Origin of the sequence: Agarivorans sp. OAG1 (genome assembly GCF_037076485.1) — a bacterium.
In the GTDB taxonomy this organism is placed as follows: Bacteria; Pseudomonadota; Gammaproteobacteria; order Enterobacterales; family Celerinatantimonadaceae; genus Agarivorans; species Agarivorans albus.
Genome location: NZ_AP028990.1, coordinates 2,422,752 through 2,438,469, shown reverse-complemented (window position 1 = coordinate 2,438,469; position 15,718 = coordinate 2,422,752). Strand labels below are relative to the sequence as shown.

Below are 15,718 nucleotides of genomic sequence, written 5' to 3'. Positions count from 1 at the left end.
AGTCGGTGATGATTAGTAAGTTTTTTATTCATCGACCCAAGTTTGCCTTTGTTATTTCTATTGTTTTAACCTTGGCTGGCTTTTTGTCGATACCGGTATTGCCGGTAGCAGAGTTCCCCAATATTTCTCCGCCCATGGTCTCGGTAACCACTAGTTACCCAGGGGCCAGTGCAGAGGTAGTTGCAGATACCGTAGCTAAGGTTATTGAAGCCGAAGTAAACGGTGTAGAAAACATGATCTACATGGAATCAAAAGGTGCGAATGATGGTAGTTATAGCCTCAACGTAACTTTTGAAGTGGGCAGTAATGTTGATATGGCACAGGTAAACGTACAAAACCGTGTCCAACAAGCAATGCCTCGCCTTCCTTCCGAGGTGCAACGAAATGGTGTGAAAGTAGAGAAACAAGATCCAAGTATTCTAATGATGCTTAACCTTGTTTCTCCTAATGAATCTCTAGATAACCTGTTCCTAAATAACTATATGGGGATCAATATTAAAGATAACCTTGCTAGGGTTAACGGGGTATCTAAAGTAAGCATTATCGGTGGCATGGACTATTCGATGCGTATTTGGTTAAACCCAGACCGCATGGCCAGTTTAGGTGTTACCGTTGATGATGCTATTGCATCGATTCAAGAACAAAACATCCAAGTTGCGGCAGGTCGAATTGGTGCTGCACCAGTTCCGCGCGACCAACAATTCCAGTACACCTTGTCTACAAAAGGCCGTTTAAGTCACCCTGAAGAGTTTGAGGAAATCATTGTTCGTTCAAACCCTGATGGTAGTGCGGTATATCTAAAGGACATTTCACGAATAGAGCTTGGTGCTGCGAGTTATGACGCAGAAGCGATGTTAGATAACAAAGCGTCAGCGTTATTGTTTATCTATCAAGCCAGTGGCGCAAATGCGTTAGAAGTGGCGAAAGGTGTTCGTGAGGAGTTGTCTCGTTTAGAAGAACAATTCCCAGAAGATATGGACTACAAAGTGTTGTACGACACTACCGAGTTCGTTGAAACTTCTATTGACGAAATGCTTGAAACACTGCTTATCGCAATCGCCCTGGTAATCTTTGTTGTTTACATCTTCTTGCAAGATGTAAGGCAAACCTTGATTCCTGCTATTGCTATACCGGTATCTTTAGTTGGTACTTTTGCTTTCTTGCTTGCAACCGGCATGAGCATTAACACCGTATCTTTATTCGCATTGATTCTTGCGATTGGTATTGTGGTAGATGATGCCATCGTGGTTGTTGAAAACACCACGCGACTAATGCAAGACGAAGGGTTAAATGCTGTTGAAGCGACCACTAAATCTATGCAAGAGGTTACTGGGCCCGTTGTTGCCACGACCTTGGTGCTATTAGCTGTATTTGCACCAACCGCTGTAATGCCTGGTATTACTGGTCAAATGTATGCTCAGTTCTCTATCACCATTTGTATTTCGGTACTTATCTCGTCAATTAACGCACTAACCTTAAGTCCTGCTTTATGTGCTTCTTTATTGAAGAAACCTAAAGTTCACGAAAAAGGTTTTCATGCCTTTTTTAATAAACACTTTGATAAAGCCACCGGCAAATACACTGGTTTTGTTACCGGCATGGTAAGAAAGCTATCTATTGTTGGCATCGTTTATGTGTTGCTAATTGGTGCTACCGGTTACTTGGCTACCTCACTTCCTTCCGGCTTTGTGCCAACCGAAGATAAGAAAGCCTTCTTTATTGATGTGCAGCTGCCAAATGGCGCATCCATTAACCGTACTAAAGAAGTTGTTTCAAGAATGGTTGATGAGCTAAATGAGCTTGAAGGGGTAACTAACGTTATTTCAGCTAGTGGTTATTCGATTATCTCTGGCGCCGTTTCTTCAAACGCAGGCTTAATGGTAGTGATTCTATCTCACTGGGATGAACGTAAAGACCCAGCTTTAGTTGAATCTAATATCGTTCAGCGAGCGAATGGAGTGTTAGCCAGTTACAATGAAGCCCAAGCTGTTGGCTTCTCGCTACCTGCGCTTCCCGGGGTTGGTACGGTTGCGGGTGTAGAGTTCTTTATTCAAGACACGCTAGGTCGTACCCCTGCTAGTCTAGCAAGCGTGATGCGTGCAACAGCTGTAGAAGCGGGTAGTGCACCTGAATTAGCTGCCGCATTTAGTACTTATCGTGCAGATGTACCGCAATTGTTCGTAGACGTTGATCGACAGAAAGCTAAGGTTCAAGGAGTGCAGTTAAGCAGCATTTTCATGACCTTACAGACTATGTTAGGTTCAATGTATGTGAATGACTTCAACCGCTTTGGTAAAGTTTTCCGGGTAAACATGCAAGCCGAAACTGAATTTCGAAATTCAGAGCAAGACATTGCTCGTTTCTATATTCGAAACAAGTTTGATGAAATGGTTCCTCTCAACACTTTAGTTCAAGTTGAGCCAAAGTTAGGGCCTGAGTATATCAATCAGTTCAACTTGTATGGCGCCGTTAAGATGAACGCTTTCCCTGCACCAGGGTTTAGTTCAGGCCAGGCGATTGATGCAGTGAAGCGGATTGCTGAAACCACCTTCCCAGCAGGTTATACCTATGAATGGTCGGGTCAAACCTACCAAGAACTTAAAGCGGGTAACTTAGCGCCATTTATTTTTAGTTTGGCCTTAATATTTACCTACTTATTCTTAGTTGCTCAGTATGAAAGCTGGACGGTTCCTATCTCCGTAATGCTGGCGGTTCCAATCGCTATCTTAGGTGCATTTGTATACATTTGGATCATGGGTTCAGATGTAAACTTGTATACCCAAATTGGCTTAGTATTGTTGATAGGCTTGGCGTGTAAGAACGCGATCCTTATTGTGGAGTTTGCTAAGCAATTACGTGAAGGCGGAATGAGCATTCGAGACGCTGCTGTTAAAGCTGCACGCTTACGCTTCCGAGCAGTATTGATGACTGCGTTCTCTTTCATTCTTGGCGTTATTCCTCTTGTGATTGCGACTGGTGCTGGTGCAGCTAGCCGTATTTCTCTAGGTTACGCCGTAATGGGTGGGATGATAGCTGCAACTATTGTTGGTACCTGTTTAGTGCCTGTTTTCTATGTAATGCTGCAAGGCTTACGAGAAAAAGTAAAAGGCGTGAAAGATGCTGAAGACCAATAGTTAACAACCGTTTAAATGCAAAAAAAGCCCGAAATATCGGGCTTTTTTATTGCTTAGAATTGATGAAGTTTTACTGTTCAGGGTCGAAAAAGTAGCAGCAGCGTAGTTTAGGATCAAAGTTTTTTACTAAGCTTGCCGGCACATCTTCCCATCTAACGGTTTTGTTTATCTTCAGCTCTTCTTTAGTCAAATCCATAATATTAGCATTAGCAAAGTTCTTACCTTTTTCTAGCAGCAATACTCTTGGTTTTAACTTCTCTTTTGGGTTACTAGACATCACCATTGCGAAGCCGTTATTCGATAAACTCACAATTGAACCAGGCGGATAAATACCCAATGTATTCATCAGTTGCTCTAGGTAAAGCTTGTTGTATTTTGTTTCGGCATTCTTATAGAGAGAAGCGAAGGCTTCTTGGGGAGTCATACGCTTTTGATTGGGCAAGGGGGCACACAAATGCTCAAACGCATCCACAATCGCTAAAAGTTGGGTAGCTTTGCTTAGTTCTTTAGCTTTTAGCCCCTGGGGGTAGCCAGAACCATCAAGGCGCTCATGGTGATTAACGACTATTGGCAATACTTCTTCGGGAAAAGAACCGGCCTTTTTTATAAGCTCAGCGCTAAATTTGGGGTGAGTTTGATAGAAGTTTTGTTCTGCTTGAGTCCATTCGCTTGGTTTTCTACGAATCTGTTGAGGTACTTTCAACTCACCGATATCGTGAATCATCGCTGCAATACACAAGTGTTGGCATTCTTTTTCGGTAAACCCAAGGTTTTTGGCAACTAAGATAGAGAGCACAGCGACATTTACGCTATGAAAGAAAATGTCTTCATCGCTACTAGGTTCTAAGCTTACATAAACACTATGAGCCGACGATGATTTGAACATCATTTGTAATGTAACGTTAACTTGTTCAAAGATACTGTAATAAGCCTCTTCGGGTTTACTGGTAAACTTAGTTAACGCTAAACGGAAGTTTTCTGCATTTTGTAAGTAGGCTTTGTTTGCCCGTTTTTGTCCATCCCTAAGCTCATCTAGCCAAGCTTGATCTGGGTCTACTTCTGCTACTTCTGCTTTATCCTCTTCCTGAGCATCATTTAGGTTAACTACAGGAGTAGCTATTTTAGACTTACTAGGAACAACTTCTATGAGGTCTAACCCTAAGGATTTTACAACTGTTAGCTGCTCATCATTTTTGATAAGAAAGTTGTTACGCATGAAAGGATGCGCTGTCCAGCCTAGAGGAAGGCTGATGTAATGTCCGACTTGTAAGGACTGAGTGGGTATTTCCGTTTTAGACATAGGGCTAGATTTATTAATCCTTTGAGTAATTGTAGTAAATAGTCACAGATTTATAAATGCTTGATTGTTCATAACAAGTCGCTTAGCACACTTATTACCGCTACAATCATCTTTAAGTATATTTGCTAGGTTAAACAATTTAATTTCTCGAGTGAGTTACAGTTTCCAATAACGAGATAATCATCATTAAAATCATGAATAATAAAGAGATTACTTTAGCTATTACTGGCGCTTCAGGCGCGCCTTATGCGCTGTGTTTATTAGAACAACTAGTCAAAAAGCAGTTTACTATTCACCTGTTAGTTTCTAGTGCAGCAAAAGTAGTGTTAGCTACGGAAGTTGATGAACAGTGGCCGAGTAGTCCAGAGAAAGCACAAGCATTCTTGCAAGAGAGGTTTAGTGCTAAGCCCGGACAAATTGTTGTACCAGGTAAAAATGATTGGTTTTCACCAGTTGCTTCTGGATCTGCTGCACCAAAAACAATGGTTGTGTGCCCTTGTAGTATGGGGACGTTAGCCTCTATTGCTATGGGGCTTTCAGATAACCTTATTGAACGAGCAGCCGATGTTGTAATTAAAGAGAAAGGTAAGTTGATAATGGTGCCTAGAGAAATGCCTTTCTCGGCGATCCATTTAGAAAACATGCTTAAGTTAGCTAAGTTGGGGGTGGATATACTGCCAGCTAATCCTGGTTTTTATCATAAGCCAGAGACCATTCAAGATTTAGTAGAACATGTAACTGCGCGGATTCTTGACCATATAGGCATAGAAAATGACTTAGTAGCGCGTTGGGGATATTCAGCTAAATAAACAGGGGAAGGTAAATACAGGTGATTAGATCACCTGTATTTTTAGAAACTAATCTTCGCGGCTTTCGCAGTCTGCTTTGGTGCAGTTGCCGTACAAGTACAAGCTATGGTTAGTTAGTTTGATATTGTTTTCTTCGGCGATATCTTTTTGTCTTTGTTCAATCATATCGTCATTAAATTCAATCACTTTGCCACAGTCTAAACACACTAAGTGATCGTGGTGATGTTGGCTATTTAATTCAAATACCGACTTTCCGCCTTCAAAGTGGTGACGAGTAACAATGCCAGCATCATCAAACTGGTTAAGTACGCGGTAAACCGTTGCTAAGCCAATCTCTTCGCCTTGGTCAATTAAGAGCTTGTATAAGTCTTCCGCACTAATGTGCTGGTTATTAGGTGTTTGCAGCAGCTCTAGAATTTTCATTCTTGGCAAGGTCACTTTAAGGCCCGCTTTTTTTAGAGCTAAATTATTATCAGACATAGGTGAAATTTTTTCCCTTGCTGTTATTCATTCCATAACTGCCCAGTAGTATACGGATTTACATGACAAACAGAAAGCTTGATAAGAAAACTTGTAGCACAGTTAAATATTTATTAACCTATCGTTAACATGTCTGACCAGTTGAGTTTATGGATATTTTACTAAAAAGAGCAACCGTCGCGAGATCTGTCCTTAATCTTTGGCCACCATTTTGGGGTTCTGGGATTAAGATCACCCAGCTCAGTAAGGATTTTCATCTTTGCCAAGTTCAATTAGCATTTCGATGGTGGAATAAAAATGCTAACCGCTCTCAATTTGGCGGAGCAATGTTTGCGATGACCGATCCTATTTATCCGCTGATGTTAATGGCGATTTTAGGCAACAAATACCATATATGGGACAGTGAATCTTCGATTAAGTTTGTAACGCCTGGCCGAACAAAAGTGTTTGCAAAGTTCCAATTGGATAAAGCATTCATTGAAACAATTTTGAACGCGGCAGCTTCTGGAGAAAAATTTGAGCCTGAATTGTCAACAGAGGTTTTTGACGAGACGGGTAAAGTTGTTGCGGTTATAAAACGTAAGCTATATATCCGCCTTAAACGGCAGTATCGCCCCGAGTTGAAGCAAGTCGCCTGAATGCATTACTGAATTAGACTTAAGTTTTTCTTGTAGCGTTCTATAACTTTGGTCACGTAGTTTTGTGTTTCTTTATACGGTGGAATAGTAAAGCCATAACGCTTAACTGTATTTTCACCTGAGTTGTAAGCCGCTAGCGCGAGTTGCAGTGATTCGAACTCGTCTAGTAACCAGCGTAAGTAGCGGCTACCTGCTTCTATGTTTTGTTCTGGAATGAAAGGGTCGGTAACAGAAAAACGCTCTGCGGTTGCCGGCATTAACTGCATTAAGCCCATGGCGCCGGCACGGGATACTGCATCGTGCTTATAGTTTGATTCAGTTGCCACAACAGCGTGTACCAAGGCAGGGTCAAGTTTATGACGTTTTGCGCTGTCTACAATTAATTGATGGTAAGGGCGCTCACTGGGTGCACGTTGAGGTAATGATTTAGCTTTTGGGGGATCTAGCGATTTAGGCGTTCGCATTAATAAACGCCATTTAGAGCCTTTCTTTTCTTGAGCAAAGTGCATCACACCATGTTGGTCTTCATAAAACCAAACATCGGCTCTAGCTACACTAGATATCCCAATTAAAATTAATAATAAGTATTTAAACAAGTTGCTCTCCCTCTGAACCAAGTTAAGCATAAACTTGGCCAACTATACGAGGGCCAGATACAAAAACTGGGCTTTCGCCCAGTAATTTTAGTCAGCTAATTCAGCTAAGCACATTTCTTCGTAAACTTGCTTACACCAGCCTTTAACACGTTCTTGGGTTAATTCTGGTTGACGATCTTCATCAATGCCTAAACCTACAAAGTGTGCGTCATCTGCAAGTGCTTTTGATTCTTCAAAATCGTAGCCTTCTATTGGCCAATGACCCACAACTGTAGCGCCTTTATTTACTACAATGTCGTTGATAGTGCCCATGGCGTCTAAAAAGTACTCGGCGTAGTCTTCTTGGTCACCACAACCAAATATTGCTACTAATTTCTCAGAAAAATCAATTTGTTCTAGGTCAGGGAAAAAGTCATCCCAATCACATTGAGCTTCACCGTAATACCAGGTGGGGATACCTAATAGAATTAGTGAAAAATCATCAATGTCTTCTTTAGAAGACTTGGCAATGTCTTTTACTTCAACTAGTTTTTTACCTAGCTCTTTTTGAATCATTTGCGCAACAGCTTCGGTGTTACCGGTGTCGCTACCAAAAAATATTCCTACACTCGCCATAAATGTTACCTGTAATACAAACTATTGATTTGTTGAAAATTGACTAACTTGTTTGTTTAGCATCTTTTCGATTAACTCACTGCGGCTTATGCCGGACTCAGTAGCCAATTGATTTAACTGTTCGAAGAGAGCTAGCTCTACTTTCAACTCGATTCTTTTAAGACCATTTGCACGATCGCGTTTCAGCTGGTTGCGCTTATTGGTTTTTAACTGATCTTTCCGCTCTAAAGGGTTAGTTCTTGGTCGCCCAACTCTTTTTTCACTGGCGAATAGATCAATAGTGGTTCGATCTGTATTTTGTTTTGCCATTAATTATAAAACAACCGTCTAAGCTAAGCCGCTGCCTTCCCAAGATAGCTGAATTAGCCCTTTTGCAATAAAGCCTGCACACCCCAAAAACAATACTAGCCATACTATTGCGCGGCCGAAAGGAGGTACATTGCCTTTTTTTAATACGTCTTGAATAGCCATGCCGATAAAGAAAAATAGAACAACGAAGCCAATATTTAGCGCTAGGCTTTCTATAAGATCTATATGCTTTGCGAACATCACTATCCTTGAGATAAAAATTCGACGCGCACTATACCATAAAGCGTCACAAGGTGTTAAATATGCTTGGCTAAAAACTGCTCAGTTAAACGGTTGAAAATAGCTGGTTTTTCGGCGTGTAACCAATGTCCGGTTCCGGCAATCATTTTGAGCTCGGCCTTAGGAAATTGTTCACCTACCGTTTGCTGATATTCACTCACAATATAGTCGGAGTTTTCGCCTTTTATAAACAAACAGGGACGCTTATATTGCCCAAACTCCTTCCAGCCAATGATGCTGTTGTAACATAGTGCCAGATGCTTAACGTCGAATAGCCATTGCCAGCCTTGGTTTGTCTTAGTTAATGACTTAAGTAAAAATTGGCGTACGCCAGCTTCTTGGATATGCTTCGCTAACAGTTGCTCTGCTTCAGAACGTGAGTTTATATCTTTAGGAACAAAGCTATTTAATCCTGAAAATACCGCAGCATGGTTGTGTTGGTAAGCTACAGGAGCAATGTCAGCAACAACAATAGTGTTAACTAAATCAGGGTAGAGTTGCGCAGTAGCCATAGCTATTTTGCCACCCATGGAGTGGCCAACAATGGCGCAGTGGGAAATATCCAACTTGTCACATAAGGCTTTAATCGCTTTTGCTTGATGTTGGTAGTCCATAGAATCTGAGCGAGGAGACAAACCGTGATTCAAGGTATCCACACTGATAACTCGATAGGATAACTCTGTAAGGTGCTTTGCTAATAAACCTAAATTGGACAAACTGCCAAATAGCCCATGAATGAGCAGGATAGGGTAGCCTTGCCCTTGTTCTTTATAATGTAGGTCCAACAATATTGCTCCGCAAATGTCACAAAATTGTTAGTCTGCCTTTGCAGCTCTATTACTACAAGTATTTGAAAGGCATTTCTTTGTTCACTAATTAGCCTTTCGAAGGATCTAATTCGGATTGTTGGTGAGTTATTAACGCTGCTATGTATAATAATTAGTTATGTTAAGAGCTTTGCAATCCTAGAAAGAAACGATGAAAACGATAGAAATTGAAGAAGATTTGTATTTATACATTGCCAGCCAAACTAAACACATTGGTGAAAGTGCCTCAGATATTCTTAGGCGACTGCTGGAAGTAGATGGCCAAGATTTACAACAAGCACAGGCTGAAAATGTAGTTGTAAGTAACGAAGAGGCCAACGTTGAGCAAGAGCTAGTAGTTGAAGCAGTAAAAACTGATTCGCTAGCGCAAACTGATGTGGCCGATATTGACCCTCTAAATTATTTCAATTTTTCTGAAATATCGGAAGCGGGCAGTTCTACTAAACGTTTCTTATCTTTGCTTTCTGGTCTTTATACTATTGATGGTGAGCGGTTTGCTAAAGCTTGTGTATTAAAAGGAAGTAAGCGTGAATACTTCTCACAAGATAAAGACTTCTTATTGGCCTCTGGAAAAACCAGCAAACCTCAAGCTATTCCAAACAGTCCTTATTGGGTGATCACAAATACCAACACTGCGCGTAAAAGGCATATCCTGCAACACGTTGCCAGTGAAATGGGCTTACAAGAATTTCAAATTGAACGCTTATGCGAAGCGGTCTAACTTTTTATTTTAAACTTAAGCATCGGAGAAGCTATTAATGGCTATTCACCCTTTAGCAGGTAAGCCAGCTCAGGCTGAGCATCTTGCAAACATTCCACGTTTAGTGGCTGATTATTATCTATTAGAACCTGACGTATCTGTTCGAGAGCAGCAAGTGGCATTCGGTACTTCTGGTCACCGTGGTAGCTCAAGCAAAAAAGCGTTTAACGAAAACCATATTTTGGCAGTAAGCCAAGCAATCGCAGAATATCGTTTAGCTCAAGGTACTACTGGTCCTTTATATATAGGTAAAGATACCCATGCGTTATCAGAGCCAGCTTTTTGTTCAGCTATTGAGGTATTTGCAGCAAACGGAGTAGAAGTACGCTATCAAGAAGGACTGGGTTATACGCCAACGCCAGTTATTTCTCACGCTATTTTGGCTTACAACCGTTTAGGTAAAGAACAAGCAGACGGTGTAGTAATTACACCTTCACACAACCCACCAGAAGATGGCGGCTTTAAATACAACCCACCGAACGGTGGTCCAGCTGACGGTGACGTAACCAAAGTGGTTCAAGACCGCGCCAATGAAATTCTGGCTAATGGCTTAAAAGAGGTTAAGCGCATTAGTTACGACGAGGCTATCGCAAAACCTTCTATTGTCGCTATTGACTACATTAAGCCTTATGTTGACGACTTAGCAAACGTGTTAGATATGGATGCGATTGCTAAAGCCAAAGTAAAAATTGGCGTTGATCCATTAGGCGGTAGTGGTATCGCGTATTGGTCGGTGATTGCTGAAACCTACGGTTTAGACATTGAAGTAGTTAACGACCGTGTTGACCCAACCTTTTCGTTTATGACCTTGGATAAAGACGGCAAAATCCGCATGGATTGCTCGTCTCCTTATGCAATGGCAAGCCTCATTGCACTAAAAGATAAGTTCGATGTAGCAGTAGCTAACGATCCAGATTACGACCGCCATGGCATTGTGACTAAAAGCAGTGGTTTACTTAACCCTAATCATTACCTAGCTGTAGCAATTAACTATTTGTACTCGCATCGAAGCCAGTGGGGGGCAGACGCTGCAATTGGTAAAACATTAGTATCAAGCTCAATGGTTGACCGTGTTGCAACTAGCCTAGGCCGTGAACTTAAAGAAGTACCAGTTGGCTTTAAATGGTTTGTAGACGGTTTATTCGACGGCAGCATTGCCTTTGGTGGTGAAGAAAGTGCTGGCGCTTCATTCCTGCGTAAAGACGGTGGGGTTTGGAGTACCGACAAAGACGGAATCATATTAGCTTTACTCGCGGCAGAAATTATCGCTGTTACTGGTAAAGATCCCGGCGAGCATTATCAAGGATTTGTTGAACAGTTTGGCGAGCCTTGCTACAAACGTATCGACGCACCAGCCAGCATTGAACAAAAAGCGGTGCTAAGCGCACTAGACCCAGCCATGGTAGAAGCAGAAACCCTAGCTGGTGAAACGATTACCGCAAAGTTAACTGCTGCACCAGGTAACGGTGCCGCTATTGGTGGACTAAAAGTGGTTACCGAGAATGGTTGGTTTGCTGCTCGTCCGTCTGGAACTGAGGCTATCTATAAGATTTACATGGAAAGTTTCAAAGGTGAAGAGCATCTAGCCTTAATTGAACAAGAAGCTCAAACCATTGTTTCTGCAGCATTGGCAAAAGCTGGTCTATAATCTATAAGCACCGATTGAAGGGTATTGAATAAATACCCTTTTTTTGTGCATAAATTCCGCCTGAAAACGTATGCCAACTGCTTCAAATTGCAAGTTCTGTAATAGTTTTGTTACAAAAGCGCATTACAATGGTATAGGTCTATAATTTGAACGATTTGAGTCAAAAGCCCCGTATTAATTGATTCCGATCAAGATTGCTTCCGATTTACTTATGAAAGCATTTTCAAATGCTGGGCTTTTGGCGGGTTTTCTTTACACTTCATTTCGGTTCTTTGAGTGAAAAAGCATTTTTTCCAAAAAATGCATAAAAATTTAGTCTTGAGAGAGGCTTTTTTACCTAAATGTGATGTAGAACGTATATAATATCGTTCCGCATCGGTAACATGAGCTCGGATTTTTGAGCACATACAGTCTTTTGTAGCATTTGTTGTTCGGTTAACCATCGAATGCTACGTTGGAAGATGTCACCACAAAGGTTAGATACAAAGGAAATTCACATGGCCGCTAAAAAGGCAAAAGCAACAAACACAGTAGCGTTATCAAAAGATCAGTTTAAAGATGCTATCGTTAAACATCTTCGTAGTACTTGTGGTACTGACGAAGCTCGTGCTAACAATCAAGCTTGGTGGAAAGCCACTTGTGCAGCAGTAAACGAGTTGGTTTTCGAACGCTTAACTGAAACTTCTAAAGCGAATGCTGAGAAAGATTCTCGTGCAGTTCACTACCTATCACTTGAATTCTTGATGGGCCGTTTAACAGTGAACAACATGCACAACGTTGGCGTTTTTGGCGCTGCACGTGATGCATTGGCAGATCTTGGTAAAGACGTTAACGACATCTGTGACGAAGAGCCTGATATGGCGCTTGGTAACGGTGGTTTAGGTCGTCTAGCTGCTTGTTTCATCGATTCTTTGGCTACTCTTAACTACCCAGCGGTAGGTTACGGTATCCACTACGAGCACGGTCTATTCCGTCAAGAAATTCAAGGCGGTCGTCAAATCGAACGTCCTGATAGCTGGCGTGAATACGGCAACCCTTGGGAAATTTGCCGTCCAGAATCAATTCAAGAAGTTCCTCTATACGGTTACGTAGAAACTGTATTTGGCGAAGATGGCAAAATGCGCAAAGTTTGGCATGCTGGTCGCCAAATCAAAGGTGTGCCATGGGATATCCCAGTAGTTGGTTACGAAGCTAAAACTGTAAACGTATTACGTTTGTGGGAATCTAAAGCTGCTGACTTCTTTGATTGGGACGTTTTCAATGCCGGTGGTTACATCGATTCTCAATCTGAGAAATCTCAAGCTGAAGCTGTATCTAAAGTATTGTATCCAAACGATGAGTCAGAAGCTGGTAAAGAACTTCGTCTAATCCAACAGTACTTCTTCTGTGCTTGTTCACTAAAAGACATCATTCGTCGTTACAAGCGTAACCACAGTGATTTCTCTCAGTTCTCTAAGCAAGCTGTTATTCAGTTGAACGATACTCACCCAACTGTTGCTATTCCTGAGTTGATGCGCATTCTTATCGACGAAGAAGGCTTGGTATGGGATGACGCGTGGGCTATCTGTAAAGAAACTTTCGCATACACTAACCACACTCTATTGCCAGAAGCGCTAGAAAAATGGGCTGTGTACTTGTTCGAGAAAGTACTTCCACGTCACTTAGAAATCATTTACGAAATCAACCGTCGCTTCCTAGAAGACGAAGTTGAAGCTAAATGGCCTGGCAACGACGAAATGAAACGTCACCTTTCTATTATTGAAGAAGGTGAAACTCGCATGGTTCGCATGGCGTTCTTATGTGTTGTTACTTGTTTCAAAACTAACGGTGTTGCAGCAATGCACTCAGAGTTGGTTAAAGAAGATTTATTCCCAGAGTTCTACGAACTATGGCCTGAGCGTTTCGTTAACGTAACAAACGGTGTAACTCCACGTCGTTGGTTGCTTGCATGTAACGAACAGCTAGCTAACATGTACAACGAAACCGTTGGTACTGATTGGCCGCTAAAACTAGACGAGCTTAAAGGCGCTGCTAAATTTGCAGACGACGCTAAGTTCCAGAAAAACTTCATGGCGATAAAACGCGAGAAGAAAGTAGAACTAGCTGACAAGATCGAAGAGCTATGTGGTATCAAGGTAAGCCCTGATGCAATGTTCAACGTTCTAATTAAGCGTCTACACGAGTACAAGCGTCAGCACTTAGCACTTCTACACATCCTTGCACTTTACCGTCGTTTACTTGAAAACCCAGATTACGATATGGGCCCACAAGTATTCATCTTCGGTTCTAAAGCTGCTCCTGGTTACAAGTTAGCTAAAGACATTATCTACGCAATCAACAAAGTTGCAGATAAAGTGAACAACGACCCACGTATTAAAGACAAGCTTAAAGTTGTGTTCATGCCTAACTACCGTGTAACGCTAGCTGAGAAACTATTCCCAGCCGGTGACGTATCTCTGCAAATCTCTACTGCAGGTTATGAAGCATCAGGTACTGGTAACATGAAGTTTGCTCTAAACGGTGCCCTAACACTAGGTACTATGGACGGCGCAAACGTAGAAATCCGTGAAGAAGTTGGTGACGAAAACATCTTCATCTTCGGTATGGATTGTGACGAAGTTAAAGCCCTTAAGGCTGCTGGTTACAACCCATGGGATTACTACTACGGTAACCCTGAGCTGAAAGCTGTTCTAGATTGGTTAGAAACAGACTTCTTCACTCCTGGCGCACCTGGTGAATTAGCTTCAATCAAGCATAGCTTGCTAGAAGGTGGTGACCCGTACCTAGTATTGGCAGACTTCGAGTCTTTCACTACTCAGTACACTGCAGTAGACGTTGCTTACCGTGACCAGAAAAAGTGGGCTAAGATGGCTATCATCAACTCTGCTTCAGTAGGTAAGTTCAACTCAGACCGCTCTATTGAAGATTACGTAGATCGTATCTGGAAACTTGAAAAAGTTATGCCTAACTAAGAACCTTAGTTCTTAGCTGAAAAAGGGAGACAATGTCTCCCTTTTTTTATGCGTGAAAAACTAGCATACTATTGCCCACTTCTAAGATATCTAAGGACAAGATGTGGCTAAATCAGCTTTACTCCAACAGGGTCTGCTAGCGTTCACCTTAAACTCTCCACAAAACGCCGACACCTTTGAGTTTGAATTAGCTAATAATACTAAGGTGAAGTTATTAGCACCTGGTGTACTGCAATTCGAACCTAAAGAGTCAACATCTAGTCGAGCAATTGTGTTGTCTGCCGGAATACATGGCAACGAGACTGCGCCCATTGAATGCTTAGACAAACTAGTTTCTGATATTTGTGCCTTGGAGATAAAGTTAGACCAACCCTTGTTGGTTATTCTTGGTAACCCTCCAGCGATGATCGAGGCTAAAAGAGAGTTAAGTGTAAACTTAAATCGTTTGTTTATAGGTAAGCATAAAAATTACGAGCGCTGCTACGAAGTAGAGCGCGCTAATCAATTGGAAACTCTCTTAGACAGTTTCTATAAAAGCTATCAGCATTTACCCGCCTATCATTTAGATCTACATACTGCGATTAGAGGTTCCAAACACGAAAAGTTTGCCGTTTATCCCTTCACCCATGGTAAGCCTTGGAAAAAATCAAGTTTAGCGCTGTTACAATCTTGTGGAGTGGACTGTGTACTTTTTTCAAACGAGCCAGCATCAACATTTAGCTATCATTCAAGTGCTAAATACAATGCGGTAGCTTTTACCGTTGAACTAGGCAAAGTTCATGCTTTTGGTCAGAATGATTTAAGTAAGCTAGACCAATTAGTTTCTACGCTGCAGCAACTGCTTAGTGCTAGCAAATTAAATTCATTAGAATTCGAAGCTAACAAAGCTATCTTGTTTGAAGTGAGTGATGTGGTTAACAAGCATCAAGACGATTTTTGCTTTAGCTTCAATCAAAGCCAAGCCAACTTTACTGAATACCAAACTGGTTATGAGCTCGCCAAAGAGGGTAGTGAACGAGTAGTTATTAGTAACGGTCCTAAAGCCATTGTATTTCCTAATGACAAGGTAGCAATTGGTCAACGAGCAGTATTGTTAGTAAAAAGAATGACTCAATCAGATATTGTCCAAGCAGGAAAAAAACATAGGCTGATATAAGAATATAAAGCTAGTGATTCTAAATTCACGATGCATCACTAGCTTATAATCTGTTATACGGCTCATTAACTTTGCGTTCATGCTAGCTAGTAAACAAAACGCAGTACAACACATTGTTACTATCAAACACGTATTGAAGCACTAGATCCCGTGATATAATCCTTCTAATTTTTAATACCTTAGAGTGGGACAACG

Annotated in this window: 14 protein-coding genes; 7 read left to right on the top strand and 7 right to left on the bottom strand. The window is 41.5% G+C overall.

Annotated elements, in window-relative coordinates; translation table 11 throughout:
• The first annotated feature begins 8 nt into the window (after positions 1-8).
• A complete protein-coding gene (locus OAG1_RS11125) occupies positions 9-3,134 on the top strand; it encodes a multidrug efflux RND transporter permease subunit (RefSeq protein ID WP_152784988.1) in 3,126 nt (1,041 codons plus the stop codon).
• Between the two features lie 70 nt (positions 3,135-3,204).
• On the opposite strand, the gene OAG1_RS11120 is transcribed toward OAG1_RS11125, so the two are convergent.
• Positions 3,205-4,434: an HD domain-containing phosphohydrolase gene (locus tag OAG1_RS11120; RefSeq protein ID WP_338621332.1), complete on the bottom strand. Its 1,230-nt coding sequence runs from the start codon at positions 4,432-4,434 to the stop codon at positions 3,205-3,207.
• A 194-nt stretch (positions 4,435-4,628) separates the two neighbouring features.
• On the opposite strand from OAG1_RS11120, the gene OAG1_RS11115 reads away from it, so the two are divergent.
• Positions 4,629-5,243: a flavin prenyltransferase UbiX gene (locus tag OAG1_RS11115; protein ID WP_338621331.1), complete on the top strand. Its 615-nt coding sequence runs from the start codon at positions 4,629-4,631 to the stop codon at positions 5,241-5,243.
• Between the two features lie 48 nt (positions 5,244-5,291).
• On the opposite strand, the gene fur is transcribed toward OAG1_RS11115, so the two are convergent.
• Positions 5,292-5,723 (bottom strand): ferric iron uptake transcriptional regulator, encoded by a 432-nt coding sequence (gene fur / locus OAG1_RS11110; protein ID WP_016403243.1) that lies wholly within the window; start codon positions 5,721-5,723, stop codon positions 5,292-5,294.
• 149 nt (positions 5,724-5,872) lie between these two features.
• Between fur and OAG1_RS11105 the strand changes: the two genes are divergently transcribed.
• Positions 5,873-6,361: a DUF4442 domain-containing protein gene (locus OAG1_RS11105; protein WP_338621330.1), complete on the top strand. Its 489-nt coding sequence runs from the start codon at positions 5,873-5,875 to the stop codon at positions 6,359-6,361.
• Positions 6,362-6,366: 5 nt separating this feature from the next.
• Here the strand turns inward: OAG1_RS11105 and OAG1_RS11100 are convergent, their stop codons facing one another.
• The 5 genes from OAG1_RS11100 to OAG1_RS11080 all read right to left on the bottom strand — a co-directional run bounded on the left by OAG1_RS11100 (position 6,367) and on the right by OAG1_RS11080 (position 8,948).
• A complete protein-coding gene (locus tag OAG1_RS11100) occupies positions 6,367-6,957 on the bottom strand; it encodes a lytic transglycosylase domain-containing protein (RefSeq protein ID WP_152784980.1) in 591 nt (196 codons plus the stop codon).
• A gap of 87 nt (positions 6,958-7,044) precedes the next feature.
• Positions 7,045-7,572, bottom strand: a complete 528-nt coding sequence (fldA, locus tag OAG1_RS11095) for a flavodoxin FldA (RefSeq protein WP_016403240.1) — start codon at positions 7,570-7,572, stop codon at positions 7,045-7,047.
• A gap of 21 nt (positions 7,573-7,593) precedes the next feature.
• A complete protein-coding gene (gene ybfE, locus OAG1_RS11090; protein WP_016403239.1) occupies positions 7,594-7,881 on the bottom strand; it encodes a LexA regulated protein in 288 nt (95 codons plus the stop codon).
• A gap of 18 nt (positions 7,882-7,899) precedes the next feature.
• A complete protein-coding gene (locus tag OAG1_RS11085; protein WP_016403238.1) occupies positions 7,900-8,121 on the bottom strand; it encodes a DUF2788 domain-containing protein in 222 nt (73 codons plus the stop codon).
• A 56-nt stretch (positions 8,122-8,177) separates the two neighbouring features.
• Positions 8,178-8,948 carry an alpha/beta fold hydrolase gene (locus OAG1_RS11080; protein WP_338621329.1) on the bottom strand — a complete coding sequence of 257 codons (771 nt, stop codon included), beginning with the start codon at positions 8,946-8,948 and terminating at the stop codon, positions 8,178-8,180.
• A 190-nt stretch (positions 8,949-9,138) separates the two neighbouring features.
• Here OAG1_RS11080 and seqA point away from each other — a divergent pair, with 190 nt between their 5' ends.
• The 4 genes from seqA to astE all read left to right on the top strand — a co-directional run bounded on the left by seqA (position 9,139) and on the right by astE (position 15,523).
• On the top strand, positions 9,139-9,708 hold the full coding sequence (gene seqA / locus OAG1_RS11075; RefSeq protein WP_338621328.1) for a replication initiation negative regulator SeqA: 570 nt from the start codon (positions 9,139-9,141) through the stop codon (positions 9,706-9,708).
• 37 nt (positions 9,709-9,745) lie between these two features.
• Complete coding sequence (gene pgm, locus OAG1_RS11070; RefSeq protein WP_016403235.1) at positions 9,746-11,395, top strand: phosphoglucomutase (alpha-D-glucose-1,6-bisphosphate-dependent); 1,650 nt, start codon at positions 9,746-9,748, stop codon at positions 11,393-11,395.
• A 497-nt stretch (positions 11,396-11,892) separates the two neighbouring features.
• The gene (locus tag OAG1_RS11065; protein WP_016403234.1) at positions 11,893-14,367 is read left to right on the top strand and encodes a glycogen/starch/alpha-glucan phosphorylase; all 2,475 of its coding nucleotides are present in this window, start codon (positions 11,893-11,895) and stop codon (positions 14,365-14,367) included.
• 103 nt (positions 14,368-14,470) lie between these two features.
• Positions 14,471-15,523 (top strand): succinylglutamate desuccinylase, encoded by a 1,053-nt coding sequence (gene astE, locus OAG1_RS11060; RefSeq protein ID WP_338621327.1) that lies wholly within the window; start codon positions 14,471-14,473, stop codon positions 15,521-15,523.
• Positions 15,524-15,718: the final 195 nt, after the last annotated feature.

What these genes read in the sequence shown, in the direction of transcription:
- OAG1_RS11105 (WP_338621330.1), top strand. Translation starts at nt 5,873, where the DNA reads ATGGATATTTTACTAAAAAGAGCAACCGTCGCGAGATCTGTCCTTAAT.
- OAG1_RS11065 (WP_016403234.1), top strand. Translation starts at nt 11,893, where the DNA reads ATGGCCGCTAAAAAGGCAAAAGCAACAAACACAGTAGCGTTATCAAAA.
- OAG1_RS11085 (WP_016403238.1), bottom strand. Translation starts at nt 8,121, where the DNA reads ATGTTCGCAAAGCATATAGATCTTATAGAAAGCCTAGCGCTAAATATT.
- ybfE (WP_016403239.1), bottom strand. Translation starts at nt 7,881, where the DNA reads ATGGCAAAACAAAATACAGATCGAACCACTATTGATCTATTCGCCAGT.
- pgm (WP_016403235.1), top strand. Translation starts at nt 9,746, where the DNA reads ATGGCTATTCACCCTTTAGCAGGTAAGCCAGCTCAGGCTGAGCATCTT.
- OAG1_RS11115 (WP_338621331.1), top strand. Translation starts at nt 4,629, where the DNA reads ATGAATAATAAAGAGATTACTTTAGCTATTACTGGCGCTTCAGGCGCG.
- OAG1_RS11125 (WP_152784988.1), top strand. Translation starts at nt 9, where the DNA reads ATGATTAGTAAGTTTTTTATTCATCGACCCAAGTTTGCCTTTGTTATT.
- fur (WP_016403243.1), bottom strand. Translation starts at nt 5,723, where the DNA reads ATGTCTGATAATAATTTAGCTCTAAAAAAAGCGGGCCTTAAAGTGACC.
- fldA (WP_016403240.1), bottom strand. Translation starts at nt 7,572, where the DNA reads ATGGCGAGTGTAGGAATATTTTTTGGTAGCGACACCGGTAACACCGAA.
- OAG1_RS11120 (WP_338621332.1), bottom strand. Translation starts at nt 4,434, where the DNA reads ATGTCTAAAACGGAAATACCCACTCAGTCCTTACAAGTCGGACATTAC.
- seqA (WP_338621328.1), top strand. Translation starts at nt 9,139, where the DNA reads ATGAAAACGATAGAAATTGAAGAAGATTTGTATTTATACATTGCCAGC.